Raw genomic sequence first — 23,385 nt, forward strand, 5'->3', positions numbered from 1 at the left:
TGTTGTTCATTTATGTTCAGGTTACTCAGCCAGCCGTATCCTACCGAAGAGTCAATACGACGATTATTGATTAAAGCCGTTACTATTGGTTTGTTTGTAGGCCTGTTTTTGCTGATCTTCCAACCGTTTGGGCTGGATGACTGGCAAACGTCGGCTAAAGTGTCGAAAATCATGGGATTCGGTCTGGTCACTATGCTGGTGATGATAGCCGACTCCCTGTTCCTGCCTGCTCTCTTTCCTCGTTATTTTTCAGACCAGCACTGGACAGTTGGCCGGGAAATTGTCAGAGTTCTCTTGCTGCTGATCGTCATTGCAGCAGGCAATCGATTCTATCTGGCGTGGCTTTTCGATGCGCCATCATCGGGCTATGGCTGGCTGTCAATCATGGGCATGACATTTGTCGTTGGCATTTTTCCAACGATTGGCGCTGTTTTGCTCAACTACATTGTTCAGTTGCGAAAATATTCACGCATGGCTGCCGAAATTCCCGACCATTCTGATGCTTCAGCGCCGAGAGAGCCGTGGCTTAGTGAACAGGTATCTGCTGTACGGACGCACAACGCTGTGGAATCCACCCTGAATTTGGTAGCTGATAACGAAAAAGATACCTTGACTCTTGGCGTGGATAAGCTGCTGTTCATCGAATCGAGCGACAATTATTGCACCGTTGTCTACCTGGCGAGTCACGTCAATGGTACAGAACAGACCCTGAAGCCACTACTGCGCACGAGTCTGAGCCGGCTCGAAACGCAGATTGCCGGAAGGCAGGGCTTACACTCCCATCTGGTACGTTGCCATCGGTCATATATCGTCAATCTGAACCGGGTCGAGCGGGTTACAGGCAACGCACAGGGATACAAGCTACATCTGTCTGGTGGGAAATTTCAGGTACCGGTAGCCCGGCGGTTCAACGATACGTTGATTGGTCAGCTGAAATCCCTGCTATGAAGCGTTTGCAGTTATTTCGACAGGCTCTTTCATTTACCAAACGTCCCAAACCTTGCTGTATGGCCCTTTAAGTGGCTTTGTTTCGATGAAACGCTCTACGTTTGTTTCATCGAAACGCACTTAAAAACACCGCCATGAACACAGTCGTCACGTCACTCCTGATCACACACGTTGCCGCCGGTTGCCTTGCTTTGCTGGTGGGATTGATTCCCATGTTTTCTCAAAAAGGAAATAGCCTGCACAAACGGGCGGGGATGGTCTTTGTGTACTGTATGATCATTGTTGCCATCACGGCACTCCTACTGTGTGTACTACAGCCGTTTAAAATGATGCGGGTGTTTCTCACCGGCATTGCCGTGTTTAGCTTTTACCTGACCATGACGGGCTGGCGGGCAACCCGGCAAAAGACGTCTGGCCCAACGGTGGCCGATCGCGTGCTGGCCTACGCTACGTTAGTGGTGAGTGCGGCTATGATCGGGTTCGGCATATATCTGCTCGTTCTCAACGGGGTATCGTTCTTCCCCGTGCTCTTTACCTTCTTTGGTGTACTTACAGGTGTGTTCGCCTGGAAAGATGCTACCCTGTATGGGAAGCCGGTGGAGAAGTTACACTGGTTTTTCCAGCACATCACTCGAATGGGAGGGGCCTATATTGCTACGTTCACCGCAGCGCTGGTTACGAACATGGGCAGAATGGTGCCCGCCGACGCACCCGAATGGATATTGACGCTGGGCTGGATCGCTCCTTCTGTCGTTGGTGGTATGCTGATTGGTCGTACAGTGCGGTATTATGTCATTAAAATGAAAATAGCAAAGCCAACGCTGGTGTAGGACTACTTTTTCAAGAGGTCTTCGGTAACGGGCAAAGCCGCTTCTGCCCACTGTAGCATCTGCTTGCCCGAGTAATGGAGCCCATCGGAAGCAAACTGCGAAGCATCACCCGCTGCCTGACGGGAAAAAGGAGTGATGTCAACATAAACGATGCCGGACTTGCCGCATTCGTCTTTGGCAATGGCGTTGAAGGCATCGATCTCCGTTGTGATTTTTGACTGATCATGATCCTTTGCAAACGGAGAAACGCCCCAGTCCGGTATCGACAGCACCAGTACCCGACTCGCTTTTCCACCGGCGAAGGTGGTAGCGGTCTGTAGCAATTTCTGAAATTCGGTCCGGTAGCGGTCCTGGCTCTGGCCCCGGTACTGATTATTGACACCAATCAGGAGAGAGACAAGATCATACGTTTTTTGATTGCCACTCTGCTGAATACCCTCCTGTAGGTCGGCGGTCGTCCAGCCAGTGCTGGCAATAATATCGGGGTCTGCTATGTCAGCGCCATTCTTCCGCAACAGCCCGGCAAGCTGAACCGACCATCTGGCTGATGCATCGACGCTTTCACCGATGGTATAGGAATCACCAATCGACAGGAATGAATACACGTTGCCGGATGCGTTTGGGTTCGTTACCATTATGGGATCGGCGGAGCGCTGGGCGCAAGCAAAAAATAGGAGCGAGCAGGAGCAGTGGGCTGGAGTAACCCTGCCAGTGGCCCCAAAGGCCCTGGTAGTGGTTGACGCGCAAGACACAGGAACCACTACCAGGGCCTTTGGGGCCACTGGCAGGGTTACCCTGATCTGGCTATTCCTGCTCCAGGAGGAACGCCTTAATAAAAGGGTCGATGTCGCCGTCTAAAACAGCATCTGTATTGGACGTCTGATAGCCAGTCCGGTGGTCTTTCACCCGTCGATCGTCGAGCACATAGGAGCGAATCTGCGATCCCCACTCAATTTTCTGCTTGCTGGCTTCCACTTCGGCCCGGGCTGCATTACGCTTCTGTACTTCAATTTCATACAGTTTCGATTTCAGCAGCCGGGTAGCTACCTCTTTGTTTTGCAATTGGCTACGTTCCTGCTGACACTCGATAATCAAACCCGAAGGTTTGTGTTTGAGTCGAACGGCCGTTTCCACTTTGTTTACGTTCTGGCCACCGGCACCACCCGAGCGGAAGGTGTCCCACTCGATATCGGCCGGGTTGACTTCAATCTCAATTGTGTCGTCGACAAGCGGATAGGCGTAAACGGAGGCAAAGGACGTATGTCGGCGGGCGTTGGAGTCGAAAGGGGAGATCCGCACCAGCCGGTGAACACCATTTTCCGATTTCAGGAAGCCATAAGCCAGTGGCCCATCGATTTCAATCGTTGCCGATTTGATACCGGCCGTGTCGCCGTCCTGGTAGTCTACCTGTTTGAGTCCATAACCGTGTTTTTCGGCCCAGCGCATGTACATCCGGTACAGCATATCGGCCCAATCCTGGCTTTCGGTACCGCCCGCCCCCGCGTTGATTTCAAGTACGGCACTTAGCTGGTCTTCTTCGTTGCCAAGCATCTTCTTGAGTTCGAGGTCTTCGAGCGTAGCCGTAACTGTTTCGCCTTCGGCATCAACTTCCTCTTCCGGAACCTCACCTGCTTCGTAGAATTCAAACAGCGTTTCCAGGTCGCCGAACTGACTATTGAGCTTTTCGTAGCCCGTTGTCCACCCTTTCAGGCCACGGACCTGTTTCATCACCCCTTCGGCGCGGGCTGCGTCGGTCCAGAACTCGGGTTGAAACGTTTGCTGTTCGAGTTCCGCTAATTGATCTTTCTTTGTATCGTAGTCAAAGATACCTCCTCAGGGCCTCTACTCTGGTCCTCAAGTCGGTCAACTGGTCAGTTGTCATGAACTTGTCGTGTACGGGTTAATAAATAACGAACCCCACTCGTGAAACGAAAATGGGACGGACGTTTGATGAATGAACTGCAAAGATAGAACAAAAGGGGCGGGGGCTGTTGTTTCGGCAGAAAGGGTATATTTGTTAGAAAACGATTGAGTTATGGAAGCGGTACAGCATTTCTTCAAGACAATCGAGCGGGGTGCTCAGCAGCTGGTCATCGACCTGCCCGAGGGCGTCGATAAAGCCGAAGTCGAGGTGATTGTCCGGCCCCTGCATGAAAAGATTATCGAACCGGGTAATAATCCGTCTTCTTATGAAATTGCTCAGCGGTTTAAGGGGTCAATGAAAAATTCCGGTTACCAGGTGGATGAATACGATGTATATGATCAGTAAACTTTTCCTGGATAGCTCGGTACTTGTCGAGTACACAAAAAATAACAGGACAGCATTGATGGACCATTTGCTGCTCACAATGCCAGGCATGTTGTTTATTAACTCGATTGTGTTGAGTGAGTACATGTATCATTGGTTGGGTAATAACGGTGGGAAATCACCGCGTTCGTTACAACAGAGCCGGAAAATAGGGGAAATAATCAGGTCAAACGACCAAGCAGTCTTCTTGTCTTTGTTCGTTGTTCTGCCCGTCGATGATCGGATCGTTCCTGTCTGCCTGGAGCTAATGCAACGCTACAATCTACTACCCAACGATGCCCTGATAATTGCCACTGCCAAACTCCATGGTATCGATACCATTGCCAGCTTCGATGCCGACTTCCTTCCTGCCTGCGAGGGCGAACGTATCCAGTTGATTCGGGAAATTACAGATGTAGCGTAGCCCGGCGCGAACCAACTTTTCACCCTACCTTTGTGTTCCTTAAACAAGGACATTGTCCGCAACCGGCACGCCGAAGCGAGCGGATCGCATTTTTCATTCTACAATATACATTCTAAGAAATGGCTTCACCGTACGATTTAATCGTTGTGGGTAGCGGACCGGGCGGCTACGTAGCTGCAATCCGGGCTTCGCAATTAGGTATGAAAACGGCCGTGGTCGAGCGCGAAAGTCTCGGCGGCATTTGTCTCAACTGGGGTTGTATCCCCACCAAAGCCCTGCTCAAATCAGCGCAGGTGTTCGAATATATCAAGCACTCGGCCGATTATGGTATTACTATCTCGGGGGAGTCGAAAGCTGATTTTGGTGCCGTTATCAAGCGGAGCCGGGGCGTTGCCGATAGCATGAGCAAGGGCGTTCAGTTCCTGATGAAGAAGAACAAAATCGACGTCCTATCCGGTGTTGGTAAGGTAAAGCCCGGCAAAAAGATTGACGTCACGGGTGCCGACGGTAAAGTCACAGAATACGAAGCGAAGAATATCATTATCGCCACCGGTAGCCGCGCTCGCCAATTGCCCACCGTTCCGCTCGATGGAGAGAAGGTGATTGAGTACCGCAAAGCTATGACGCTCGAAAAGCGGCCCGAAACCATGCTGGTTATTGGCTCGGGGGCTATTGGCGTCGAGTTTGCTTATGTCTATGCCAGCATGGGCACGAAGGTGACGATCATTGAATTTATGCCCAACATCGTGCCGGTCGAAGACGAGGAGATTTCAAAAGAACTCGCCAAGCAGTACAAAAAACTGGGCATCGATATCTACACCAAGTCAGAAGTTACCAAGGTAGATACCAGCGGCAGCGGCTGTAAAGTATATGTGAAGACACCTGATGGCGAAAAAGTGTTCGACACTGAGATCGTCCTGTCGGCAGCGGGTATCGTTGCTAACATTGAAAACATCGGTTTAGAAGAGGTAGGTATTTCGGTCGACAAAGGCAAGATCGTTACGGACGATTATTACCGGACCAATATCGAAGGTTACTACGCTATTGGCGACGTAACGAAAGGACAGGCGCTGGCGCATGTAGCCTCAGCCGAAGCCATCATCTGCGTTGAAAAGATTGCCGGACATCCTCATGTGCAGCCGTTGAATTACAACAACATTCCCGGTTGTACATACTGCTCGCCCGAGATCGCGTCGGTTGGCTATACTGAAAAAGCGGCTCGTGAAGCGGGTTATGAGTTAAAAGTTGGTAAGTTTCCGTTTACGGCTTCGGGCAAAGCCAAAGCTGGTGGCGTACCGGAAGGATTCGTCAAAGTGATCTTCGACGCGAAGTATGGCGAGTTCCTGGGCGCTCACTTCATTGGGGCAAACGTAACTGAGATGATTGCCGAAGTGGTCACTGCCCGTGCGCTGGAAACAACCGGCGAGGAAATCCTGAAAGCGGTTCACCCGCACCCAACCATGTCGGAAGCGATCAAAGACGCTACTGAAGCTGCCTACGGCGAAGCAATCCACTTGTAAGCCCTGTTAGCAACTTTTTATTTGCCTGCCAGCAATGATTATGATCATTGCTGGCAGTTTCTTTTTAGGCTTCTCAGAACTTCTTTAAAATAATTTTTCCATTTCTACTAATTATTCTCTACTTTTGCAGTCCCAAACTCGGAGTACATCCAACGACATACGAGGGTGAAGGTCCGCCGATCTATATGATCTGGTAGAAACCACATCTGACTTTTTGGCAAACAAACCCTGCCTTATAGGGTATTGTCTGTCGCTGAAGGTCAGGTGCTGTGCGCCCGGCCTTTTTTTATGTCGTTTATAGGGCCTGATTGCTAAGCAGATATAGGATTCGTCCGCCAAACTGCCTACCTTTGCGGCCCGATTCGGAAGGTAACCGGCTTCGGGAATGCATACCTTAATTACCTGCTTACTTTAAACAAACACAAATGTCTGGTTTAATTGGCAAGAAAATCGGGATGACCAGCGTGTACAATGCGGACGGGCAGGCTCTGGCATGTACAGTGATTCAAACAGGTCCCTGTGTCGTAACCCAAGTCCGTAGCGTCGAGAAAGACGGCTACTCGGCTGTGCAACTGGGTTTCGGCGACAAGAAAGAAAAGCACAGCAACAAACCGGAGATGGGCCACTTCAAAAAGGCTGGTACCACGCCAAAGCGTAAACTCGTTGAGTTCAAAGAATTCGAGAAAGAGTTTAATCTTGGCGAGACCCTCACGGTAGCCGACGTGTTCAGCGAGCAAGATTTCGTTGACGTAGTCGGAACAGCCAAGGGCCGCGGTTTCCAGGGCGTTGTGAAGCGTCACGGATTCGCCGGTGTTGGTGGTCAAACGCACGGTCAGCACAACCGGGGTCGTGCCCCAGGTTCGATTGGTGCCTGCTCCTTCCCCTCGCGGGTATTCAAAGGGCTGCGCATGGCCGGCCGGATGGGTGGCAACCGGGTGAAGGTGCAAAACCTGCGCATCCTGCGCGTGATGCCTGAGCAGAATCTGCTCGTTGTTAGTGGTTCAGTTCCAGGAGCCAAAAATTCATACGTTATTATCGAGAAGTAGGCCATGGAAGTAATCGTATATAACAGCAAGGGCGAGGACACAGGCAAAAAGGTCACGCTGCCGGAAGACGTATTCGGTATCCAGCCGAATCAACACGCGATTTATCTCGACGTGAAACAATACTTAGCCAACCAACGGCAAGGAACGCACAAAGCGAAAGAGCGCGCTGAAAATGCCCACTCGACCCGCAAACTGAAGAAGCAGAAAGGTACAGGCGGAGCCCGCGCCGGTAGCGCTAAATCGCCTGTTTTCATTGGTGGTGGCCGGATTTTCGGACCACGTCCCCGTGATTATAGTTTCAAACTGAACAAGAAAGTGAAATCACTGGCTCGTAAATCGGCTCTGGCCGTTAAAGCGCAGGCCAGCAAGATTTCGGTGATTGACAACATCACACTCGAGGCACCCCGTACGAAAGATTATATCCAGTTCCTGAACGATCTGAACCTGACGGGCCGCAAGACCCTGCTGATTCTGCCCGATGTGAACCTGAACGTGATCCTGTCGAGCCGGAATGTGCAGAAAGCGAAGGTAACGACAGCATCGCAGGTGAACACCTACGACCTGATGAACGCCGACCAGCTGCTGATCAGTGAAGAAGCGTTGTCAACCATTCAAACGATTTTCGACAAGTAAACTCATGAACGTACTGAAACGACCAATCGTCACTGAGAAGATGACGGGCCTGAACAAGCTTGGCAAGTATGCTTTTGAGGTCGAACTGAAAGCGAACAAGCTTGAAATTGTTAAAGCCGTTGAGAAAATGTACGGCGTTAACGTTGAAGCAGTTCACACGATGCGGCAGCTGGGTAAAAAGCGCAGCAAAAACATCAACGGACGTGTTGTCACGGGCAAGACCCCAACCACCAAGAAAGCAATTGTGACGGTGGCGGAAGGCGAAGTAATCGATATCTACGCTGACCTATAAACCGAGCATTGCTCTACCAATTTATCAGTCATGGGAGTTAAAAAAATGAGGCCGATAACGCCAGGTACACGCTTCCGCGTAGCACCTGACTTTGCGGAGATAACTGCCTCCAAGCCGGAAAAGAGCCTGCTGGAGCCCATTAAGAGATCCGGTGGTCGGAACAACGAAGGCCACCGCACTATGCGCTACATTGGTGGGGGTCATAAGCGGCATTACCGCATTATAGACTTCAAGCGCGATAAAGTCGGCCAGCCTGCCGAAGTTCTGACTGTCGAGTACGATCCAAACCGCACCGCCCGCATTGCCTTAGTGCAGTATGGCGACGGCGAAAAGCGCTACATCATCGCCCCACAAGGCATCACAGTTGGCCAGACGATTCAGTCAGGTGCTGGCTCTACCCCCGATGTGGGTAATGCTATGCCACTGAATTCTATGCCAATTGGTACTATCGTTCACAATATCGAACTAACGCCGGGTAAAGGCGGTTCGATGGCCCGTTCGGCTGGTACCTATGCACAGCTTGTTGGTCGTGAAGATAAGTACGCTATTCTGCGGTTACCGTCGGGTGAAACCCGTCGGGTATTGAGCGCGGGTATGGCTACGGTTGGTTCGGTATCGAACGCCGACCATATGAACGTAGTGATGGGTAAAGCCGGTCGTAATCGTTGGTTGGGCATCCGCCCCCGCGTACGGGCTGTTGTGATGAACCCTGTCGATCACCCAATGGGTGGTGGTGAAGGCCGGGCTTCCGGTGGACATCCCCGGTCGCGTAATGGCCAGTTCGCTAAAGGTCAAAAGACCCGCAGGAAGAACAAGGCATCTGAAAGCATGATTATTAGCCGACGCAAAAAGTAACAGATAGAAATGGCACGTTCACTCAAAAAAGGCCCCTATATTGATTTTCGCCTGGACAACAAGGTTCAGACGCAGAACGATTCGGGCAAGAAATCGGTCATCAAAACCTGGTCGCGTCGCTCGATGATTTCGCCGGATTTCGTAGGCCACACGTTTGCCGTGCATAACGGCAACAAGTTCATCCCGGTTTATGTCACCGAGAACATGGTGGGCCACAAGCTCGGCGAATTCTCCCCGACACGTAACTTCCGGGGTCACACCGCAAAGAAAGACAAGGGCAAACGATAAATCAGTGAACAGCAAGCAGTTATTAGCCAGCAGTATGCGAGGCATAACTGATAGCTGATGGCTGGTAACTGACAACTGAAAAACATGGAAGCAGTAGCAAAACTTAATGATGTGCCCACGTCGCCCCGTAAGATGCGGTTAGTCGCCGACCTCATTCGTGGTCAGCGCGTTAGCCGGGCGTTGGGACTCCTGAAATACCAGCCACAGGCCGGTGCCGCCACGTTGCAGAAAGTGCTGCTGTCGGCAGTTGCCAACTGGCAGCAAAAAAACGAGGACGCGCGTATTGAAGACGCCGATCTCTACATCAAAACGATTTTCGTAGATGGCGGTCCTATGCTGAAGCGTCTGCGTCCGGCCCCACAAGGCCGTGGCCACCGGATTCGGAAGCGTTCTAACCACATCACGATTGTGGTTGACAGCGCGGCCCAGCCCGTATTAGACGAAGCAACCACCCAACCCTCTGAAAACGAGTAATAGCAAATGGGACAAAAAATAAATCCGATTGGCCTGCGACTTGGCATTGTGCGAGGCTGGGAATCGAGCTGGTACGGCGGCAAGGAGTTTGCAGACAAACTCGTTGAAGACGAAAAAATCAGAAAATACGTTGCAGCCCGTATTCCGAAAGGAGCTATTGCGCGGGTCGTAATCGAACGTACACTTAAGCGCGTCACACTAACTATTCACACGGCCCGTCCGGGTATTGTGATCGGTAAGGGTGGTGGTGAGGTCGACAAGATCAAAGAAGAGTTGAAGAAGATCACGGGCAAAGATGTCCAGATCAATATCTTCGAGATCAAGCGTCCTGAAATCGATGCTAAACTGGTAGGCGAAGCAATTGCGCAACAGTTACAGGCTCGTATTTCTTTCCGTCGGGCTATGAAGCAGGCTATCCAGTCTGCTATCCGGGTCGGCGCACAAGGTATCAAAGTGAAAGTATCAGGTCGGTTGGGTGGCGCAGAAATTGCCCGCTCGGAGCAGTATAAGGAAGGCCGGGTGCCTCTCCACACACTGCGTGCCGATATCGATTATGCACTTTCTGAAGCACAAACAGTCTACGGTAAAATCGGCATCAAGGTGTGGATTTTCAAAGGCGAAGTCTATGGCAAGCGCGACCTGTCGCCAGCTGCTATGATGACGCAGGCTCAAGCGGGCGAACGTAGTGCTGGTCCAAATGATCGTGGTGACCGTCGTGGTCCTCGTGGCGACCGTGAAGGTGGCGACCGGGGTGGACGTGGTGGCAATGATCGGGGCGGCAACCGGGGTGCTGGTGGCGGTCAGGGCGGCAACCGGGGTGCTGGTGGCGGTCAGGGCGGCAACCGGGGCGGTGCGCCAGGCGGCAATCGTGGTGGTGCCCCAGGTGGCAACCGTGGCGGTGGCGGAGCAGGACCAAGACGATAATTACTGTCGGACAGTCATCAGTCAGGCAGTCAGTGCGTACAGTAATCATACTGAACAACTGACCAACTGACTAGCTGGCCAACTGACTAACTGACTAACTGATATTTGAGCTATGTTACAGCCAAAAAGAACCAAATTCCGCAAGCAGCACAAAGGCAGGATTCCTGGTATCGCATCCCGCGGCCATGAGATCGCCTTTGGTACGTTCGGTATCAAATCGTTGGAGCCGGGTCGGATTACCGCCCGTCAAATCGAAGCCGCTCGTATCTCCGTTACGCGGGCAATGAAACGCGAAGGCCAGGTTTGGATTCGTATTTTCCCCGACAAGCCAATTACCAAGAAGCCGGCTGAAGTTCGGATGGGTAAAGGTAAAGGTGCACCCGAGTATTGGGTAGCCGTAGTGAAGCCCGGTACGATTATGTTCGAAACAACGGGTGTTGATTTAGCAACGGGTATGGAAGCCCTGCGCCTAGCTGCTCAGAAGTTGCCAGTTCGGACCAAGTTTGTGGTTCGGCGCGATTATCAGGAGCAAGTCGAGGAATAGAATCCCTAAGCGACGAACAAGATGAAAAAAGAAGAATTAAAAGGATTGTCGGCCGATGAGATTCGTACCGAGATCGGTGCAGAACAGGATCGCCTGTTGAAACTACGTTTCGCTCATGCGGTATCTCCCATTGAGAACCCCATGCGTATTCGCGAGAGCCGTAAACGGATTGCTCGCCTGCACACGGAACTGACGGCTAAATCGGCGCAAGCCTAGTAGACACGACAATGGAAGAGCAACAAGCACCAGCACCGCAGGAGGAAGTATCGACTCCGGCGAACGTAGAAGCAACGCAGCCGGTAAATGAAACGCCAGCTGCCGCAGCATCAGAACAACCGAAAGCGACCGCAACCCCGGCAACGGGTGCTAAAGCGGAGTCGGATCGGAACGCTCGTAAAGAGCGGATTGGGCGGGTTACCAGCAATAAAATGCAGAAGACCATCACGATTGCTATTGACCGCAAAGTGAAGCACCCAATGTATGGCAAGTTCATGAACAAGACCAAGAAATTGACCGTTCATGACGAGAAAAACGAGTGCAATATCGGTGACACCGTTCGTGTTATGGAGACCCGCCCGTTGAGCAAGAACAAACGTTGGAGATTAATCGAAATCATCGAAAAGGCCAAGTAAGCCATGCTACAGCAAGAATCAAGATTAGGAGTTGCCGATAACAGTGGCGCGAAGGAAGTGCTCGTTATTCGCGTCCTGGGTGGTACGGGCAAGCGGTATGCATCGGTCGGTGACAAGATTGTCGTGACGGTGAAGCAAGCCCTGTCGTCCAGCAACATGAAGAAAGGTACGGTGTCGAAAGCCGTGGTTGTTCGGACCAAGAAAGAAATTCGTCGTAAAGACGGTTCTTATATCCGGTTCGAAGATAACGCAGCCGTATTGCTGAACGCAAATGACGAGCCGCGTGGCACCCGTATTTTCGGACCCGTAGCCCGCGAATTGCGCGAGAAGCAGTTTATGAAAATCGTATCGTTAGCCCCGGAGGTATTATAACTAATGGAAAAGAAAATAACGCTTCCGAAACATAAGTTCCACATCAAAGCCGGCGACACAGTCGTCGTGATTGGTGGTAACTCGAAAGGTAAGCGCGGTGTTGTGCAAGAGGTTATCGTGGAAAAAGATCGTGCTCGAGTAGAGGGCGTCGCCATGATTACCAAACACACAAAACCGACGGCTTCCAACCCGCAGGGTAGTCTGGAGAAAACGGAAGGCTCAATTCACATCAGCAATCTGAAGTTGGTTGATCCTGCCACCGGCGAACCCACCCGCACGGGCCGCAAGGCAAATGAAAAGGGTAAGTTACAGCGCTTCTCAAAGAAGACAGGTAGCTTCATTCCTGATGTCCTTGTCCGTAAGTAACACTAGAAAAAGTCTAAGAAAATGGCAGCGCCAAGACTGAAAGAAAAATATTTAAGCGAGGTCGTTCCTCAGTTGAAAGACAAGTTCCAGTATAAGTCGGTTATGCAAGTTCCGCGTCTGAGCAAAATTGTCATCAACAAAGGGATCGGAGCCGCCGTAGCCGATAAGAAATTGGTTGATGTAGGCGTCGAAGAATTAACGACCATCACTGGGCAGAAAGCCGTTCCGACGATGTCGAAAAAGGCTGTTTCGAATTTCAAACTGCGGGAGAAAATGCCCATCGGTGCGAAAGTAACGCTGCGTGGTGTTAAGATGTATGAATTCCTGGACCGCCTGACGGCAGTATCGCTACCCCGCGTACGGGATTTCAAAGGCATTAGCGACAAAGGGTTCGATGGCCGCGGTAACTACACGTTCGGCGTGCAGGAGCAGATCATCTTCCCGGAAATCAGCATTGACAAAGTAGCTCGTATTTCGGGTATGGACATCACGTTTGTGACGACTGCCAAAACGGATAACGAAAGCTATGAGTTGTTGAAAGCAATGGGTATGCCGTTCTCAAAGGGCGGTAAATAACAACCGATACAAGCGCTAAGACAATGGCAAAAGAATCAATCAAAGCACGGGAGCGGAAACGCGAAGCGATGGTGGCAAAGTATGCGGCCAAACGGGCGGCTCTAAAAGCCGCTGGTGATTACATCGGCTTGGACAAGCTACCTAAGAACGCATCACCTGTTCGTCTGCACAACCGGTGTAGCTTAACAGGACGTCCCCGGGGCTATATGCGCAAGTTTGGTATTTCTCGGGTAACCTTCCGGGAGATGGCATCAGCGGGTAAGATTCCGGGCGTAACCAAGTCAAGCTGGTAGTTCCAGTCAGACAGTACACATATAATTTCAGTTTTCGTAATTTTGCGAACTTTCTGTAAACCAGATATTTGCAAGTAACGCAACGCTCAGAATGACTACAGATCCAATAGCAGATTTCCTGACTCGTATCAGAAACGCTATCCGGGCTAAGCACCGGGTTGTGGAGATTCCTGCTTCCAACATAAAGAAAGAATTAACCAAAGTATTGTACGAGAAAGGGTACATCCAGAACTATAAGTTCGACGATAGCACTCCTCAGGGCACGATCAAAATTGCACTGAAGTACAATCCCACGACGAAGCAACCGGCTATCGTTGACCTACAACGCATCAGCCGTCCAGGTCTGCGTCAGTATCGGGGAGCCGATAGCCTGCCGCGTATTCTGAATGGTCTGGGTGTCGCCATCATCTCTACCTCGAAAGGTGTGATGACGGATAAAGAAGCAAAGGTGCTTAACGTTGGTGGTGAGGTATTATGTTATGTCTATTAATCCGAACTGAACGATGTCACGCATAGGTAAGAAACCCATTGCCCTGCCAAGTAACGTAACGTTTTCTATCGATGATAAGAACGTTATTACAGTGAAAGGGCCTAAAGGAACGCTCACCCAGATGGTTGACCCGGACATTTCGGTAGCCATTGAAGAAGGGCAAATCCAAGTGTCGCGCCCTACGGAGCAGAAGCGTCACAAAGCCATGCACGGTCTGTACCGGTCGCTGGTAAGCAACATGGTCCAAGGTGTAAGCGAAGGCTTTAAACTTGATCTTGAAGTAATTGGTGTTGGTTATAAAGCTTCTGTTGCCAATAACGTTCTCGAATTACAACTCGGCTACTCACACAACGTGTATCTGGCTGTTCCAACCGAGATCAAGGTGACCGCCGTAACGGAAAAGGGCCAAAACCCAAAGGTTTATCTGGAAGGTTCAGATAAGCAACTACTGGGTGACGTAGCTGCCAAAATCCGCTCGTTGCGTAAAGTAGAACCATACAAAGGCAAAGGTATTCGCTTCATCGGTGAGCAAGTTCGCCGGAAAGCTGGTAAGTCTTCGTCTAAAAAATAAGGGTTTAGGTTTTTAGTGGCTCGTTGGTCGAATCATCCTGTCACTAAAAACTTAAAACTAAATCACTATTTAAATCGCCTATTTGGTCGGAATCAAATAAAATGGCAAATAAACTATCAAGAAGACAGCGGATTAAGTTCAGCATCCGGGCTAAGCTCTCGGGTACGTCTGAGCGTCCCCGCCTGTCGGTTTTTCGCTCGAATACAGCGATCTACGCTCAACTAATCGATGACGTCGCTGGCAATACGCTGGCGGCTGCCTCATCGCTTGAATTGAAGAGCGAAATAGAAGGCAACACGATTGATACGGCAAAGAAAGTCGGACAACGGCTGGCCGAGAAAGCAATTGCCAAGAACATCGACGCTGTCGTGTTCGACCGTAATGGCTACCTGTACCATGGTAAAGTAAAAGCACTGGCCGACGCAGCCCGCGAGGGAGGCCTTAAGTTCTAAACGATGAATATCAACGCAGCAAGACCGACAAAGTTTAACGAAGCCGACCTTAAGGAAAAGGTGGTGGCCATCAATCGCGTAGCGAAAGTGGTAAAAGGTGGTCGCCGGTTCAGCTTCTCGGCGATTGTCGTCGTCGGCGACGGTAACGGTGTCGTCGGTTATGGCTTAGGTAAAGCCAATGAAGTAACGGATGCCATTGCAAAGGGTGTGGAAGATGCCAAGAAAAATCTGGTTCAGATTCCTCTTCTAAAGCATACTGTTCCTCACGAGATGGAAGGTAAGTTCAGCGGTGGATTTGTTCTATTGAAACCAGCCGCTCCGGGTACAGGTCTGATCGCCGGTGGTGCTATGCGCGCCGTACTGGAATCAGCCGGTGTTCGTGATATCCTGGCCAAATCGAAAGGGTCTTCGAACCCCCACAACGTGGTAAAAGCTACGCTTGTGGCTTTATTGAAGATGCGCTTACCTCATCAGGTAGCTTTTCAACGTCAGATTAGCCTGGCTAAAGTGTTCAACGGTTAATAAACAGCAATAGACATGGCACGAGTACGCATCACGCAGGTCAGAAGCACTATTGACCGTCCGCAAACGCAAAAGAATGCTATCAAGTCATTGGGCTTGGGCAAAATCAACCGCAGTGTCGAGTTAGAATATAACGACTCGCTGAAAGGAGCACTTACTAAAGTGCAGCATTTAGTGAAGGTTGAAGAAATTTAGTATCTTTGCGATTCTTTTGGTTTTCAAGCCACTGTAACAGATTGTTATGGACGGGTTAAAAACCAAAAGAATCATCTTTTTAACTATACAATAATGAATTTAAGCAACCTTAGACCGGCAAAAGGTTCCGTCAGAGAGCGCAAGCGAGTCGGACGCGGGCAAGGCTCTGGTATGGGCGGTACGTCTACGCGGGGTCACAAAGGAGCGCAATCGCGCTCAGGTTACAGCCGCAAAACACACTTTGAAGGTGGTCAAATGCCTTTGCAACGTCGTGTGCCAAAGTTCGGCTTTAAAAACATCAACCGCGTCGAGTATAAGCCATTGAACCTGGACGACATTCAGGCACTCATTGACGAGACCAACGCAACTGTTATTGATATGGATTTCATGCTGGCCCACGGGCTAGTTAGCCGCAAAGACCTGGTTAAGGTCCTGAGTCGTGGCGAACTGACAACAGCTGTTGAAATCCACGCACATGCTTTCTCGACCAGTGCTAAAGAAGCAATCGAAAAAGCAGGCGGTAAGGCTGTTGTGCCTGAACGCAAAGCTAAAGAAGAAGCAGCGATCTAAACGTGTGAGCACGGCTCCAGCCGCCCTACCTTATGAACCGACTCATCAGTACGTTTAAAAATATTTTTTCCATTGACGAGTTGCGGGGTCGTATCCTCAACACGCTGTTATTTATCACGGCGTTTCGCCTTGGTTCAGCCATCGTGTTACCGGGCGTCGATCCGAACAAGTTGAATCTGAATCCACAGGGATTACTCGGTTTGCTGGATACTTTCTTAGGAGGGGCATTTAGTAAAGCGTCGATCTTTGCGTTAGGCATCATGCCGTATATATCGGCGTCGATTGCTATTCAGCTGCTTACTCTGGCATTACCTTATTTCCAGAAGATGCAGAAAGAGGGTGAGTCGGGGAGAAAACGACTCAACCAGATCACGCGGGTATTAACTATTGCTGTTACGGCAGTACAGGCAATCACGTACATCGGTACAACCATTCCGAATGAAGCGCTCCTGATTGATCGGGGTTTGTTTACGATCTCATCATTGTTTATCCTGACTTCAGGCACCATCTTCTGTATGTGGCTCGGCGAGCGGATTACAGATAAGGGCATTGGTAACGGCATATCGATGATCATTATGATCGGGATTGTGTCAAGGCTACCGGGTGCTATCATTGGTGAGCAACAATCACGTGGATCGGGCGGTATTCTAATTTTTGTACTTGAGTTGGTGGCTCTGTATTTTGTTGTGATGGGGGCTGTCGTATTGACGCAAGCGGTTCGCCGTATCCCTATTCAGTATGCAAAGCAGGTAATCGGTAATAAAGTAGTAGGCGGACAACGGCAGTATCTGCCGTTGAAGCTGAACGCTGCCGGGGTGATGCCGATCATTTTTGCGCAGGCACTGATGTTCGTACCAACCTATTTGGCTGGTGTCTTTGCTGAAAAGAGCGATTTTGCCGCCAATGTGCAGAATGCTTTCTCCAGTTACACGAGCTGGCAGTATAACGTCCTGTTTGCTCTATTGATCATAGTCTTTACATTCTTCTACACGGCAATTTCGGTTAACCCCGTTCAAATTGCTGATGACATGAAGCGTAGTGGTGGTTTTATTCCAGGTGTAAAGCCCGGAATTCAAACGTCTGACTATATCGGTACTGTCCTGGATCGAATTACATTGCCTGGCGCTGTTATGTTGGCTATAGTAGCTATACTGCCAGCTATTGCTAACTTATTTGGCATGACCAGTGGCTTCGCTCAATTCTTTGGTGGTACTTCCTTACTAATTATGGTAGGTGTTGTACTGGACACGCTGCAACAGGTTGAGAGCTATTTGCTGATGCGTCGGTATGAGGGGTTGATGAAGTCAGGTCGCGTTCAGGGCCGGACGAGTGAGACAGCAGCAGCAGTGTAAGTGTTATGGCCGGTTCGGATAAGAAGGAAAAAATGATTTATCTCAGGAGCGAAGAAGAAATCGCCCTGATAAAAATCAGCGCGCAGGTGCTTGGTAAAGCGCATGCCGAAGTAGCCAAGCTGATTCGCCCGGGTATTGCAACGAAGGAACTTGACAAGGTAGCTGAGACGTTCATAAAGGATAATGGTGGCTCTCCCTCATTCTTGGGATATAATAAGTTTCCGGCTTCTCTGTGTATCTCGGTTAATGATGTTGTGGTTCACGGCTTCCCAAGTCGTTACGAAATAAGAGATGGTGATATCATTTCCATCGACTGTGGCGTAAAGCTGAATGGGTATCATAGCGATAGCGCTTACACGTATCCGGTTGGCGAGGTATCGCCGGCTATCCGCAAACTTTTAGCCCGGACCAAAGAATCGGTTTATATGGGTGTAGAGAAAGCGATTGATGGGAACCGGGTGGGTGATATAGGCTATGCGATTCAGACATATACCGAGAAGTTCGGGTATTCTGTAGTCCGTGAGTTAGTAGGACATGGTGTTGGTGAAGACCTGCACGAAGCACCCGAAGTGCCAAATTATGGCAAGCGGGGGCAAGGACCCAAATTACGGGAAGGGATGATTCTGGCGATTGAGCCGATGATCAACTACGGTAAGAAGGGTGTTGTGCAGGAGCGTGATGGTTGGACAATTCGTACTATCGATCGCAAACCATCGGCCCATTTCGAACATACGGTTGCTGTGCGTAAGGGAAAAGCTGAGATACTGACAACTTTCGAATACATTGAGGCAGTCACCGCGAATACAAGCCTGATGGTTGACATACAAGAACTGACGGCGGTTTAAAGCGAACATGGCAAAGCAGAATTCAATAGAACAGGATGGCGTGATTTTGGAAGCATTATCCAATGCGATGTTCCGGGTCGAACTGGCTAACAAGCATGAAGTAATTGCCCACATATCTGGTAAGATGCGGATGAACTACATCAAGATTTTGCCAGGAGACCGCGTAAAGTTAGAAATGTCGCCTTATGATTTGAGTAAGGCAAGGATTGTGTATCGGTACAAATAGTGTCAGGTGAATGAGTGTGATAGTTATAGTGTTTACGCTGTTGCTGGAACATTTAGGCACTGGGGCATGTAAAACAAGGTTTAACCATGAAGGTCAAAGCGTCCATTAAGAAGCGCAGCGAAGACTGCAAGGTGATCCGTCGGAAAGGGAAACTGTACGTGATCAACAAAAAGAATCCCCGTTACAAACAAAGACAAGGCTAAGTATGGCACGTATTGCAGGTGTAGACATTCCAGACAAAAAGCGGGGCGAGATTGCGCTGACGTACATCTTCGGCATTGGCCGTAGCCGGGCGAAGAAAATCTTGACTGACGCGGGTATTAGCGTTGACAAAAAAGCAAGTGAGTGGTCAGACGATGAAGCCAGCGCAGTGCGTAACGCTATCACGAACGAGTACAAAGTTGAAGGTCAGCTACGCTCAGAAGTACAGTTGAGCATTAAGCGCCTGATGGACATCGGTTGCTACCGTGGCCTTCGGCACCGGAAAGGGCTTCCCGTTCGTGGTCAGCATACCAAAAACAACTCCCGTACCCGGAAAGGCAAACGGAAGACTGTTGCTAACAAGAAGAAAGTAACGAAATAATTAATCGGTCGCTCATCGTCATACGGGCCATTTGTGGCTGTTCAGTATTAGTTCCTGAATGGCAAGTAATGAAACCGGTGACTCATTGACGATTACCTCAAGACAATGGCTCAAGCAAAACGCAAAGACAAAGCGAAGAAGCGGGTAGTGATTATTGAACCCGTTGGTCAGGTACACATCCGGGCTACGTTCAATAACATCATCATCTCGATCACCAACATGAACGGCCAGGTTATTTCCTGGGCTTCGGCGGGTAAAATGGGCTTCCGTGGCTCAAAGAAAAATACGCCGTATGCTGCCCAGACGGCCGCTTCAAACTGTGCTGCCGTTGCCCACGACCTGGGCATGCGCAAAGCAGAAGTTTTCGTTAAAGGTCCAGGATCAGGCCGTGAGTCGGCAATCCGTACCATCCAGAACTCGGGAATCGAGGTAACTACGATTCGCGATATTACCCCTATGCCGCACAATGGTTGTCGGCCACCCAAGCGTCGTCGTGTTTAACGCAGACGCACGGGCAGTACATGAATAGGGACAGGCGACATTTGGTTGTGTCTGTCCGATCTTTCACTCTTATTCATTCAGCAAAGAATGGCACGTTACATTGGGCCTAAAGCCAGAATTTCGCGCAAGTTTGGTGAACCTATCATGGGTCCCAGCAAAGCGCTTCAGAAAAAGAATTACGGACCGGGTATGCACGGTCGGGGACGCAAGCGGAAACAATCCGAATATGCGCTCCAGCTAATTGAAAAGCAAAAGGTAAAGTACACCTACGGGATTCTGGAGCGTCAGTTCCGTGCTTTATTCCACCGCGCTCAGGTTCGTGAAGGTATCACGGGCGAAAACCTGTTGAAGTTGTGCGAAGCTCGTCTTGATAACACGGTTTACCGTCTTGGTATTGCTACTTCGCGCCGGGCCGCCCGTCAGTTGGTTGCTCACAAACACATCATCGTCGATGGCGAGGTAGTCAACATCCCTTCGTATTCGTTGAAACCAGGACAGATTATTGGTGTTCGTGAGAAATCGAAGTCACTGGAAGCTGTTTCCTCAAGCCTGTCTGCCCGTAACACCAAACGTTACAACTGGGTAGAATGGGATGGTCAGCAAATGGCGGGCAAGTTTATCAGCTATCCTGAGCGTGACCAGATTCCGGAGAACTTCAACGAGCAAGCCATCGTCGAATTATATTCGAAGTAATTGGATTGGCAGGACCTTACCGGGTTCTGCTTCCTTTAGTATAAATGGTTTGTAAATCGATGGTTTCGTTTTCAGCCTTTCTGGTTCAAACCATGGGTTTATTGAAAATAGATAACGTAGTGCTACAAACCTTGTTTCAGTCTTCACGCCAAGGCAGAGAACTGCTGTAAACGATACGAAACGTATGTCAATATTAGCGTTCCAAATGCCCGACAAAGTCGTAGTGGAGAAAGCCGACGACTTTCACGGTGTGTTTGAATTCAAACCCCTTGAGAAAGGATATGGTGTAACGATCGGTAATGCGCTGCGTCGCATTCTGTTATCATCATTGGAAGGATACACAATCACCAGTGTTAAGTTTCCAGGTGTATTACACGAGTTCTCCTCCATTGAGGGCGTCGTTGAAGACGTAACCGAGATCATCCTGAACCTGAAAATGGTTCGGTTTAAAAAGATTTCGGACATGGTCGACAACAAGATCACAGTCCAGATTAAAAAGCAATCGGTCCTGAAGGCCGGTGATATATCCAAATTCTCGCCATCGTTCGAGGTGTTAAACCCCGAACTGGAACTGTGTCATATTGATGACACCCGGGAACTGGAGATGGAAATTTTCGTGGAGAAAGGCCGGGGATACGTTCCTGCCGATGAGCCACGGGCAAATGAGCTTCCATTTGGCCATATTCCAATCGACGCCATTTACACGCCAATCAAGAACGTCAAGTTCAGCGTGGAAAATACACGTGTAGAACAGAAGACAGATTACGAACGGCTGTTACTTGATATCGAAACAGATGGTTCGATTCATCCGGAAGAAGCGCTTAAAGGAGCTGCTTACATTCTGATTCAGCATTTCATGTTGTTCTCCGACCAGACAATGACGTTTGAGACGGCTAAGCTGGAAGAAGAGAATGTGGTTGATGAAGAAGTGTTGCACATGCGCAAACTTCTGAAAACTTCGTTAGCTGATCTGGACCTGTCAGTTCGGGCATACAACTGCCTGAAGTCGGCTGATGTTCGTACGCTGGGCGATCTGGTACGGTTAGAGATTTCGGACATGATGAAGTTCCGCAACTTCGGTAAGAAGTCGCTGACGGAGTTAGAGCAACTCGTTGCTGAAAAAAACCTGACGTTCGGTATGGACGTCGCTAAGTACAGACTAGACGAAGATTAAAAAAACTAAAGGAGAAAGGAGAAAGGAAAATGGAGAAAGGTGCTATACTACCTCACTCCCTTCTCTGTCCTCCCGGCCTCCCTTCACCAGACAATGAGACACGGTAAAAAACATAATCACTTAAGCCGGACGCACTCGCACCGCGAAGCGATGTTGCAGAATATGGCATCGTCGCTTATCCTGCACAAGCGTGTAGAAACGACGGTAGCCAAGGCGAAAGAACTTCGCAAGTTCGTGGAGCCTATTCTGACCCGGGCTAAAGAAGATACCTACCAGAACCGTCGTATTTCGTTCATGTATCTGAACGATAAAGAGACGATGAAAGAATTGTACGGAGTGGTAGCCGATAAAATCGCAAACCGCCCAGGTGGTTATACCCGTATCATTAAACTGGGTAACCGGTTAGGTGATAATGCTGAAACCTGCCTGATTGAACTTGTTGATTTTAACGAAGTTCTGCTGGCTGCTGCTGCTGATAAAGCAACGGCAACAACCAAAACACGTCGTAGCCGCCGGAGTGGTGGTGCTAAAGCAACGGATGCTCCTGAAGTTGAAGCAACACCAGTCGCAGCCGCGCCTGTAGTTGCTGATGTAGCTCCTGTAGCTGCTGTTGTAGACGAAGCTCCTGTAGCTGAAGCAACGACCGATTCATCGACTGACGAAGCCCCCGCAGCGTCGGAAGAATCAACAAATGACGAAACGAAACAGAGTTAATGACTGAATCGTTATTCATATAAAAAGAGGGTTAGCCGTTAGGGTTAGCCCTTTTTTTTAGGCTTTTTCACCAAAAACGCATTTATGAAACACACACAGCAACCCGAAGCTTTGTTGGTTCTTCAAGATGGTTCTGTATTCAGGGGACTGGCTCTTGGAAAAATTGGTACAGCCGGTGGCGAAATCTGTTTTAACACCGGAATGACAGGTTATCAGGAGATCTATACAGATCCTTCTTACTATGGCCAGGTAATTATTAACACCACTTCCCATATTGGGAATTATGGCGTGCTGAACAATGCCGAGCAGGAATCGAGTGGCGTGAAGATTCGGGGAATGGTTTGCAACTTCTTCTCCAATATTCACTCACGCTATACGGCCGATGGTTCGTTACAGGACTATTTTGATCGCGCCGGCATTGTTGGTATCCACGGTGTAGATACCCGGCAGTTGGTGCGGTATATTCGCTCGAAAGGAGTAATGAACTGCATCATTTCGTCGGAGATACTTGATCCAGCCGTTTTACTGGCCAGACTGAATGAAGTACCTGACATGGCTGGCCTTGAACTATCGTCGGAGGTATGTACGACTGAAGCTTATGAAGAAGGTAACCCGGAAGCCGACCTGCGGGTTGCCGTACTGGATCTGGGCGTAAAACGCAGCATCCTTAGTAACTTCAATGAGCGGGGTGTATTTTGTAAAGTGTTTCCTGCTAAAACACCCTATGCTGATCTGGCTGCCTGGAAACCCAATGGGTATTTCATTGCGAATGGCCCCGGTGACCCGGCTGCTATGCCGTATGCGGTAGAGACTGTCAAACAGGTGCTGGATGAAGAGAAGCCCGTATTCGGTATTTGTCTGGGCCACCAGATTCTATCACTGGCTAGCGGAATCTCTACCTACAAAATGCATAATGGACATCGGGGGTTAAATCACCCGGTTAAAAATCTGATTACGGGTCATTGTGAAGTTACATCGCAAAACCACGGGTTTGCGGTTCAGGCAGAAGAGGTGATGGATCATTCGAACGTTGAACTGACGCACATTAACCTGAACGATAAAACCATAGAAGGGATTCGTCGCAAAGACAAGCCAGCTTTCTCGGTACAATATCACCCCGAATCATCGCCGGGACCGCACGATTCACGGTACCTGTTCGATCAGTTCGTGGGTATGATGAAAGAATAAACGCA

Annotated in this window: 37 protein-coding genes; 35 read left to right on the plus strand and 2 right to left on the minus strand. The window is 49.8% G+C overall.

Going from position 1 to position 23,385, the window contains the following annotated elements:
- The first annotated feature begins 12 nt into the window (after window positions 1-12).
- Together FH603_RS03980 and FH603_RS03985 are read left to right on the plus strand one after the other, a co-directional pair.
- A complete protein-coding gene (locus FH603_RS03980) occupies window positions 13-948 on the plus strand; it encodes a LytTR family DNA-binding domain-containing protein (protein ID WP_186736174.1) in 936 nt (311 codons plus the stop codon).
- Between the two features lie 134 nt (window positions 949-1,082).
- The gene (locus FH603_RS03985; RefSeq protein ID WP_186736175.1) at window positions 1,083-1,778 is read left to right on the plus strand and encodes a DUF2306 domain-containing protein; all 696 of its coding nucleotides are present in this window, start codon (window positions 1,083-1,085) and stop codon (window positions 1,776-1,778) included.
- Window positions 1,779-1,780: 2 nt separating this feature from the next.
- Here FH603_RS03985 and FH603_RS03990 read toward each other — a convergent pair whose 3' ends face one another.
- Both FH603_RS03990 and prfB read right to left on the minus strand, forming a co-directional pair.
- On the minus strand, window positions 1,781-2,413 hold the full coding sequence (locus FH603_RS03990; RefSeq protein WP_186736176.1) for an SGNH/GDSL hydrolase family protein: 633 nt from the start codon (window positions 2,411-2,413) through the stop codon (window positions 1,781-1,783).
- Between the two features lie 169 nt (window positions 2,414-2,582).
- Window positions 2,583-3,660 (minus strand): peptide chain release factor 2 gene (prfB, locus tag FH603_RS03995; protein WP_186736177.1). Its coding sequence is split into 2 segments (ribosomal slippage): window positions 2,583-3,599 and window positions 3,601-3,660, totalling 1,077 coding nucleotides; the frame shifts between segments, so codons are not numbered across the junction.
- Between the two features lie 153 nt (window positions 3,661-3,813).
- Between prfB and FH603_RS04000 the strand changes: the two genes are divergently transcribed.
- The 33 genes from FH603_RS04000 (at window position 3,814) to carA (ending at window position 23,380) form a co-directional block, all read left to right on the plus strand.
- On the plus strand, window positions 3,814-4,047 hold the full coding sequence (locus tag FH603_RS04000; RefSeq protein WP_186736178.1) for a hypothetical protein: 234 nt from the start codon (window positions 3,814-3,816) through the stop codon (window positions 4,045-4,047).
- Window positions 4,037-4,489, plus strand: a complete 453-nt coding sequence (locus FH603_RS04005; RefSeq protein ID WP_186736179.1) for a type II toxin-antitoxin system VapC family toxin — start codon at window positions 4,037-4,039, stop codon at window positions 4,487-4,489. The genes FH603_RS04000 and FH603_RS04005 overlap by 11 nt, the downstream gene beginning before the upstream one ends.
- Window positions 4,490-4,608: 119 nt before the next feature.
- A complete protein-coding gene (gene lpdA, locus FH603_RS04010) occupies window positions 4,609-6,009 on the plus strand; it encodes a dihydrolipoyl dehydrogenase (protein ID WP_186736180.1) in 1,401 nt (466 codons plus the stop codon).
- A 425-nt stretch (window positions 6,010-6,434) separates the two neighbouring features.
- Window positions 6,435-7,055: a 50S ribosomal protein L3 gene (gene rplC / locus FH603_RS04015; protein ID WP_186736181.1), complete on the plus strand. Its 621-nt coding sequence runs from the start codon at window positions 6,435-6,437 to the stop codon at window positions 7,053-7,055.
- A gap of 3 nt (window positions 7,056-7,058) precedes the next feature.
- Window positions 7,059-7,688, plus strand: a complete 630-nt coding sequence (rplD, locus tag FH603_RS04020) for a 50S ribosomal protein L4 (RefSeq protein WP_186736182.1) — start codon at window positions 7,059-7,061, stop codon at window positions 7,686-7,688.
- 4 nt (window positions 7,689-7,692) lie between these two features.
- On the plus strand, window positions 7,693-7,980 hold the full coding sequence (gene rplW, locus FH603_RS04025; protein WP_080238282.1) for a 50S ribosomal protein L23: 288 nt from the start codon (window positions 7,693-7,695) through the stop codon (window positions 7,978-7,980).
- A gap of 30 nt (window positions 7,981-8,010) precedes the next feature.
- Window positions 8,011-8,835 (plus strand): 50S ribosomal protein L2, encoded by an 825-nt coding sequence (rplB, locus tag FH603_RS04030; protein ID WP_186736183.1) that lies wholly within the window; start codon window positions 8,011-8,013, stop codon window positions 8,833-8,835.
- A gap of 9 nt (window positions 8,836-8,844) precedes the next feature.
- A complete protein-coding gene (rpsS, locus tag FH603_RS04035; protein WP_018618700.1) occupies window positions 8,845-9,123 on the plus strand; it encodes a 30S ribosomal protein S19 in 279 nt (92 codons plus the stop codon).
- An 84-nt stretch (window positions 9,124-9,207) separates the two neighbouring features.
- Complete coding sequence (rplV, locus tag FH603_RS04040; RefSeq protein ID WP_186736184.1) at window positions 9,208-9,597, plus strand: 50S ribosomal protein L22; 390 nt, start codon at window positions 9,208-9,210, stop codon at window positions 9,595-9,597.
- A gap of 6 nt (window positions 9,598-9,603) precedes the next feature.
- On the plus strand, window positions 9,604-10,521 hold the full coding sequence (rpsC, locus tag FH603_RS04045; RefSeq protein ID WP_186736185.1) for a 30S ribosomal protein S3: 918 nt from the start codon (window positions 9,604-9,606) through the stop codon (window positions 10,519-10,521).
- Window positions 10,522-10,633: 112 nt separating this feature from the next.
- Window positions 10,634-11,065 (plus strand): 50S ribosomal protein L16, encoded by a 432-nt coding sequence (rplP, locus tag FH603_RS04050; RefSeq protein WP_093827754.1) that lies wholly within the window; start codon window positions 10,634-10,636, stop codon window positions 11,063-11,065.
- A gap of 21 nt (window positions 11,066-11,086) precedes the next feature.
- Window positions 11,087-11,281 (plus strand): 50S ribosomal protein L29, encoded by a 195-nt coding sequence (rpmC, locus tag FH603_RS04055; RefSeq protein ID WP_080238292.1) that lies wholly within the window; start codon window positions 11,087-11,089, stop codon window positions 11,279-11,281.
- A gap of 188 nt (window positions 11,282-11,469) precedes the next feature.
- Window positions 11,470-11,697 (plus strand): 30S ribosomal protein S17, encoded by a 228-nt coding sequence (rpsQ, locus tag FH603_RS29210; RefSeq protein WP_394366369.1) that lies wholly within the window; start codon window positions 11,470-11,472, stop codon window positions 11,695-11,697.
- A gap of 3 nt (window positions 11,698-11,700) precedes the next feature.
- The gene (gene rplN / locus FH603_RS04065; protein WP_080238296.1) at window positions 11,701-12,069 is read left to right on the plus strand and encodes a 50S ribosomal protein L14; all 369 of its coding nucleotides are present in this window, start codon (window positions 11,701-11,703) and stop codon (window positions 12,067-12,069) included.
- Between the two features lie 3 nt (window positions 12,070-12,072).
- On the plus strand, window positions 12,073-12,435 hold the full coding sequence (gene rplX, locus FH603_RS04070) for a 50S ribosomal protein L24 (protein ID WP_186736187.1): 363 nt from the start codon (window positions 12,073-12,075) through the stop codon (window positions 12,433-12,435).
- Between the two features lie 21 nt (window positions 12,436-12,456).
- Window positions 12,457-13,011, plus strand: a complete 555-nt coding sequence (gene rplE, locus FH603_RS04075) for a 50S ribosomal protein L5 (RefSeq protein WP_186736188.1) — start codon at window positions 12,457-12,459, stop codon at window positions 13,009-13,011.
- A gap of 23 nt (window positions 13,012-13,034) precedes the next feature.
- Window positions 13,035-13,304: a 30S ribosomal protein S14 gene (gene rpsN, locus FH603_RS04080; protein WP_186736189.1), complete on the plus strand. Its 270-nt coding sequence runs from the start codon at window positions 13,035-13,037 to the stop codon at window positions 13,302-13,304.
- A gap of 91 nt (window positions 13,305-13,395) precedes the next feature.
- A complete protein-coding gene (gene rpsH / locus FH603_RS04085) occupies window positions 13,396-13,794 on the plus strand; it encodes a 30S ribosomal protein S8 (RefSeq protein WP_186736190.1) in 399 nt (132 codons plus the stop codon).
- 13 nt (window positions 13,795-13,807) lie between these two features.
- Window positions 13,808-14,365 (plus strand): 50S ribosomal protein L6, encoded by a 558-nt coding sequence (gene rplF, locus FH603_RS04090; protein WP_186736191.1) that lies wholly within the window; start codon window positions 13,808-13,810, stop codon window positions 14,363-14,365.
- Between the two features lie 101 nt (window positions 14,366-14,466).
- Window positions 14,467-14,817, plus strand: a complete 351-nt coding sequence (rplR, locus tag FH603_RS04095) for a 50S ribosomal protein L18 (protein WP_186736192.1) — start codon at window positions 14,467-14,469, stop codon at window positions 14,815-14,817.
- Between the two features lie 3 nt (window positions 14,818-14,820).
- Window positions 14,821-15,339 (plus strand): 30S ribosomal protein S5, encoded by a 519-nt coding sequence (gene rpsE, locus FH603_RS04100; RefSeq protein WP_186736193.1) that lies wholly within the window; start codon window positions 14,821-14,823, stop codon window positions 15,337-15,339.
- 15 nt (window positions 15,340-15,354) lie between these two features.
- A complete protein-coding gene (gene rpmD / locus FH603_RS04105; protein WP_186736194.1) occupies window positions 15,355-15,534 on the plus strand; it encodes a 50S ribosomal protein L30 in 180 nt (59 codons plus the stop codon).
- A 93-nt stretch (window positions 15,535-15,627) separates the two neighbouring features.
- A complete protein-coding gene (gene rplO / locus FH603_RS04110; RefSeq protein WP_186736195.1) occupies window positions 15,628-16,104 on the plus strand; it encodes a 50S ribosomal protein L15 in 477 nt (158 codons plus the stop codon).
- Between the two features lie 32 nt (window positions 16,105-16,136).
- Window positions 16,137-17,456 carry a preprotein translocase subunit SecY gene (gene secY, locus FH603_RS04115; RefSeq protein ID WP_186736196.1) on the plus strand — a complete coding sequence of 440 codons (1,320 nt, stop codon included), beginning with the start codon at window positions 16,137-16,139 and terminating at the stop codon, window positions 17,454-17,456.
- 32 nt (window positions 17,457-17,488) lie between these two features.
- On the plus strand, window positions 17,489-18,301 hold the full coding sequence (map, locus tag FH603_RS04120) for a type I methionyl aminopeptidase (RefSeq protein ID WP_186736197.1): 813 nt from the start codon (window positions 17,489-17,491) through the stop codon (window positions 18,299-18,301).
- A gap of 7 nt (window positions 18,302-18,308) precedes the next feature.
- Complete coding sequence (gene infA, locus FH603_RS04125) at window positions 18,309-18,527, plus strand: translation initiation factor IF-1 (protein ID WP_009284801.1); 219 nt, start codon at window positions 18,309-18,311, stop codon at window positions 18,525-18,527.
- 86 nt (window positions 18,528-18,613) lie between these two features.
- A complete protein-coding gene (gene ykgO / locus FH603_RS04130; RefSeq protein WP_018618719.1) occupies window positions 18,614-18,730 on the plus strand; it encodes a type B 50S ribosomal protein L36 in 117 nt (38 codons plus the stop codon).
- A 2-nt stretch (window positions 18,731-18,732) separates the two neighbouring features.
- Window positions 18,733-19,110, plus strand: coding sequence for a 30S ribosomal protein S13 (rpsM, locus tag FH603_RS04135; RefSeq protein ID WP_080238322.1), 378 nt, complete (start codon window positions 18,733-18,735; stop codon window positions 19,108-19,110).
- 105 nt (window positions 19,111-19,215) lie between these two features.
- Window positions 19,216-19,611, plus strand: coding sequence for a 30S ribosomal protein S11 (rpsK, locus tag FH603_RS04140; RefSeq protein WP_186736198.1), 396 nt, complete (start codon window positions 19,216-19,218; stop codon window positions 19,609-19,611).
- Between the two features lie 87 nt (window positions 19,612-19,698).
- Entirely contained in the window at window positions 19,699-20,304 is a 606-nt protein-coding gene (gene rpsD / locus FH603_RS04145; protein ID WP_186736199.1) for a 30S ribosomal protein S4, read from the plus strand.
- A 184-nt stretch (window positions 20,305-20,488) separates the two neighbouring features.
- Window positions 20,489-21,478: a DNA-directed RNA polymerase subunit alpha gene (locus tag FH603_RS04150; RefSeq protein WP_186736200.1), complete on the plus strand. Its 990-nt coding sequence runs from the start codon at window positions 20,489-20,491 to the stop codon at window positions 21,476-21,478.
- A 93-nt stretch (window positions 21,479-21,571) separates the two neighbouring features.
- Window positions 21,572-22,192: a 50S ribosomal protein L17 gene (rplQ, locus tag FH603_RS04155; RefSeq protein ID WP_186736201.1), complete on the plus strand. Its 621-nt coding sequence runs from the start codon at window positions 21,572-21,574 to the stop codon at window positions 22,190-22,192.
- An 84-nt stretch (window positions 22,193-22,276) separates the two neighbouring features.
- Window positions 22,277-23,380, plus strand: a complete 1,104-nt coding sequence (gene carA, locus FH603_RS04160; protein ID WP_186736202.1) for a glutamine-hydrolyzing carbamoyl-phosphate synthase small subunit — start codon at window positions 22,277-22,279, stop codon at window positions 23,378-23,380.
- The last annotated feature ends 5 nt before the right edge of the window (window positions 23,381-23,385 follow it).

It is taken from the genome of Spirosoma utsteinense (genome assembly GCF_014282275.1).
Taxonomy (GTDB): domain Bacteria; phylum Bacteroidota; class Bacteroidia; order Cytophagales; family Spirosomataceae; genus Spirosoma; species Spirosoma utsteinense.

Excerpts from the sequence above, each read along its gene's own strand:
- FH603_RS03980 (WP_186736174.1), top strand. The coding sequence starts at position 13 with ATGTTCAGGTTACTCAGCCAGCCGTATCCTACCGAAGAGTCAATACGA.
- FH603_RS03985 (WP_186736175.1), top strand. The coding sequence starts at position 1,083 with ATGAACACAGTCGTCACGTCACTCCTGATCACACACGTTGCCGCCGGT.
- FH603_RS03990 (WP_186736176.1), bottom strand. The coding sequence starts at position 2,413 with ATGGTAACGAACCCAAACGCATCCGGCAACGTGTATTCATTCCTGTCG.
- FH603_RS04000 (WP_186736178.1), top strand. The coding sequence starts at position 3,814 with ATGGAAGCGGTACAGCATTTCTTCAAGACAATCGAGCGGGGTGCTCAG.
- FH603_RS04005 (WP_186736179.1), top strand. The coding sequence starts at position 4,037 with ATGATCAGTAAACTTTTCCTGGATAGCTCGGTACTTGTCGAGTACACA.
- lpdA (WP_186736180.1), top strand. The coding sequence starts at position 4,609 with ATGGCTTCACCGTACGATTTAATCGTTGTGGGTAGCGGACCGGGCGGC.
- rplC (WP_186736181.1), top strand. The coding sequence starts at position 6,435 with ATGTCTGGTTTAATTGGCAAGAAAATCGGGATGACCAGCGTGTACAAT.
- rplD (WP_186736182.1), top strand. The coding sequence starts at position 7,059 with ATGGAAGTAATCGTATATAACAGCAAGGGCGAGGACACAGGCAAAAAG.
- rplW (WP_080238282.1), top strand. The coding sequence starts at position 7,693 with ATGAACGTACTGAAACGACCAATCGTCACTGAGAAGATGACGGGCCTG.
- rplB (WP_186736183.1), top strand. The coding sequence starts at position 8,011 with ATGGGAGTTAAAAAAATGAGGCCGATAACGCCAGGTACACGCTTCCGC.
- rpsS (WP_018618700.1), top strand. The coding sequence starts at position 8,845 with ATGGCACGTTCACTCAAAAAAGGCCCCTATATTGATTTTCGCCTGGAC.
- rplV (WP_186736184.1), top strand. The coding sequence starts at position 9,208 with ATGGAAGCAGTAGCAAAACTTAATGATGTGCCCACGTCGCCCCGTAAG.
- rpsC (WP_186736185.1), top strand. The coding sequence starts at position 9,604 with ATGGGACAAAAAATAAATCCGATTGGCCTGCGACTTGGCATTGTGCGA.
- rplP (WP_093827754.1), top strand. The coding sequence starts at position 10,634 with ATGTTACAGCCAAAAAGAACCAAATTCCGCAAGCAGCACAAAGGCAGG.
- rpmC (WP_080238292.1), top strand. The coding sequence starts at position 11,087 with ATGAAAAAAGAAGAATTAAAAGGATTGTCGGCCGATGAGATTCGTACC.
- rplN (WP_080238296.1), top strand. The coding sequence starts at position 11,701 with ATGCTACAGCAAGAATCAAGATTAGGAGTTGCCGATAACAGTGGCGCG.
- rplX (WP_186736187.1), top strand. The coding sequence starts at position 12,073 with ATGGAAAAGAAAATAACGCTTCCGAAACATAAGTTCCACATCAAAGCC.
- rplE (WP_186736188.1), top strand. The coding sequence starts at position 12,457 with ATGGCAGCGCCAAGACTGAAAGAAAAATATTTAAGCGAGGTCGTTCCT.
- rpsN (WP_186736189.1), top strand. The coding sequence starts at position 13,035 with ATGGCAAAAGAATCAATCAAAGCACGGGAGCGGAAACGCGAAGCGATG.
- rpsH (WP_186736190.1), top strand. The coding sequence starts at position 13,396 with ATGACTACAGATCCAATAGCAGATTTCCTGACTCGTATCAGAAACGCT.
- rplF (WP_186736191.1), top strand. The coding sequence starts at position 13,808 with ATGTCACGCATAGGTAAGAAACCCATTGCCCTGCCAAGTAACGTAACG.
- rplR (WP_186736192.1), top strand. The coding sequence starts at position 14,467 with ATGGCAAATAAACTATCAAGAAGACAGCGGATTAAGTTCAGCATCCGG.
- rpsE (WP_186736193.1), top strand. The coding sequence starts at position 14,821 with ATGAATATCAACGCAGCAAGACCGACAAAGTTTAACGAAGCCGACCTT.
- rpmD (WP_186736194.1), top strand. The coding sequence starts at position 15,355 with ATGGCACGAGTACGCATCACGCAGGTCAGAAGCACTATTGACCGTCCG.
- rplO (WP_186736195.1), top strand. The coding sequence starts at position 15,628 with ATGAATTTAAGCAACCTTAGACCGGCAAAAGGTTCCGTCAGAGAGCGC.
- secY (WP_186736196.1), top strand. The coding sequence starts at position 16,137 with ATGAACCGACTCATCAGTACGTTTAAAAATATTTTTTCCATTGACGAG.
- map (WP_186736197.1), top strand. The coding sequence starts at position 17,489 with ATGATTTATCTCAGGAGCGAAGAAGAAATCGCCCTGATAAAAATCAGC.
- infA (WP_009284801.1), top strand. The coding sequence starts at position 18,309 with ATGGCAAAGCAGAATTCAATAGAACAGGATGGCGTGATTTTGGAAGCA.
- ykgO (WP_018618719.1), top strand. The coding sequence starts at position 18,614 with ATGAAGGTCAAAGCGTCCATTAAGAAGCGCAGCGAAGACTGCAAGGTG.
- rpsM (WP_080238322.1), top strand. The coding sequence starts at position 18,733 with ATGGCACGTATTGCAGGTGTAGACATTCCAGACAAAAAGCGGGGCGAG.
- rpsK (WP_186736198.1), top strand. The coding sequence starts at position 19,216 with ATGGCTCAAGCAAAACGCAAAGACAAAGCGAAGAAGCGGGTAGTGATT.
- rpsD (WP_186736199.1), top strand. The coding sequence starts at position 19,699 with ATGGCACGTTACATTGGGCCTAAAGCCAGAATTTCGCGCAAGTTTGGT.
- FH603_RS04150 (WP_186736200.1), top strand. The coding sequence starts at position 20,489 with ATGTCAATATTAGCGTTCCAAATGCCCGACAAAGTCGTAGTGGAGAAA.
- rplQ (WP_186736201.1), top strand. The coding sequence starts at position 21,572 with ATGAGACACGGTAAAAAACATAATCACTTAAGCCGGACGCACTCGCAC.
- carA (WP_186736202.1), top strand. The coding sequence starts at position 22,277 with ATGAAACACACACAGCAACCCGAAGCTTTGTTGGTTCTTCAAGATGGT.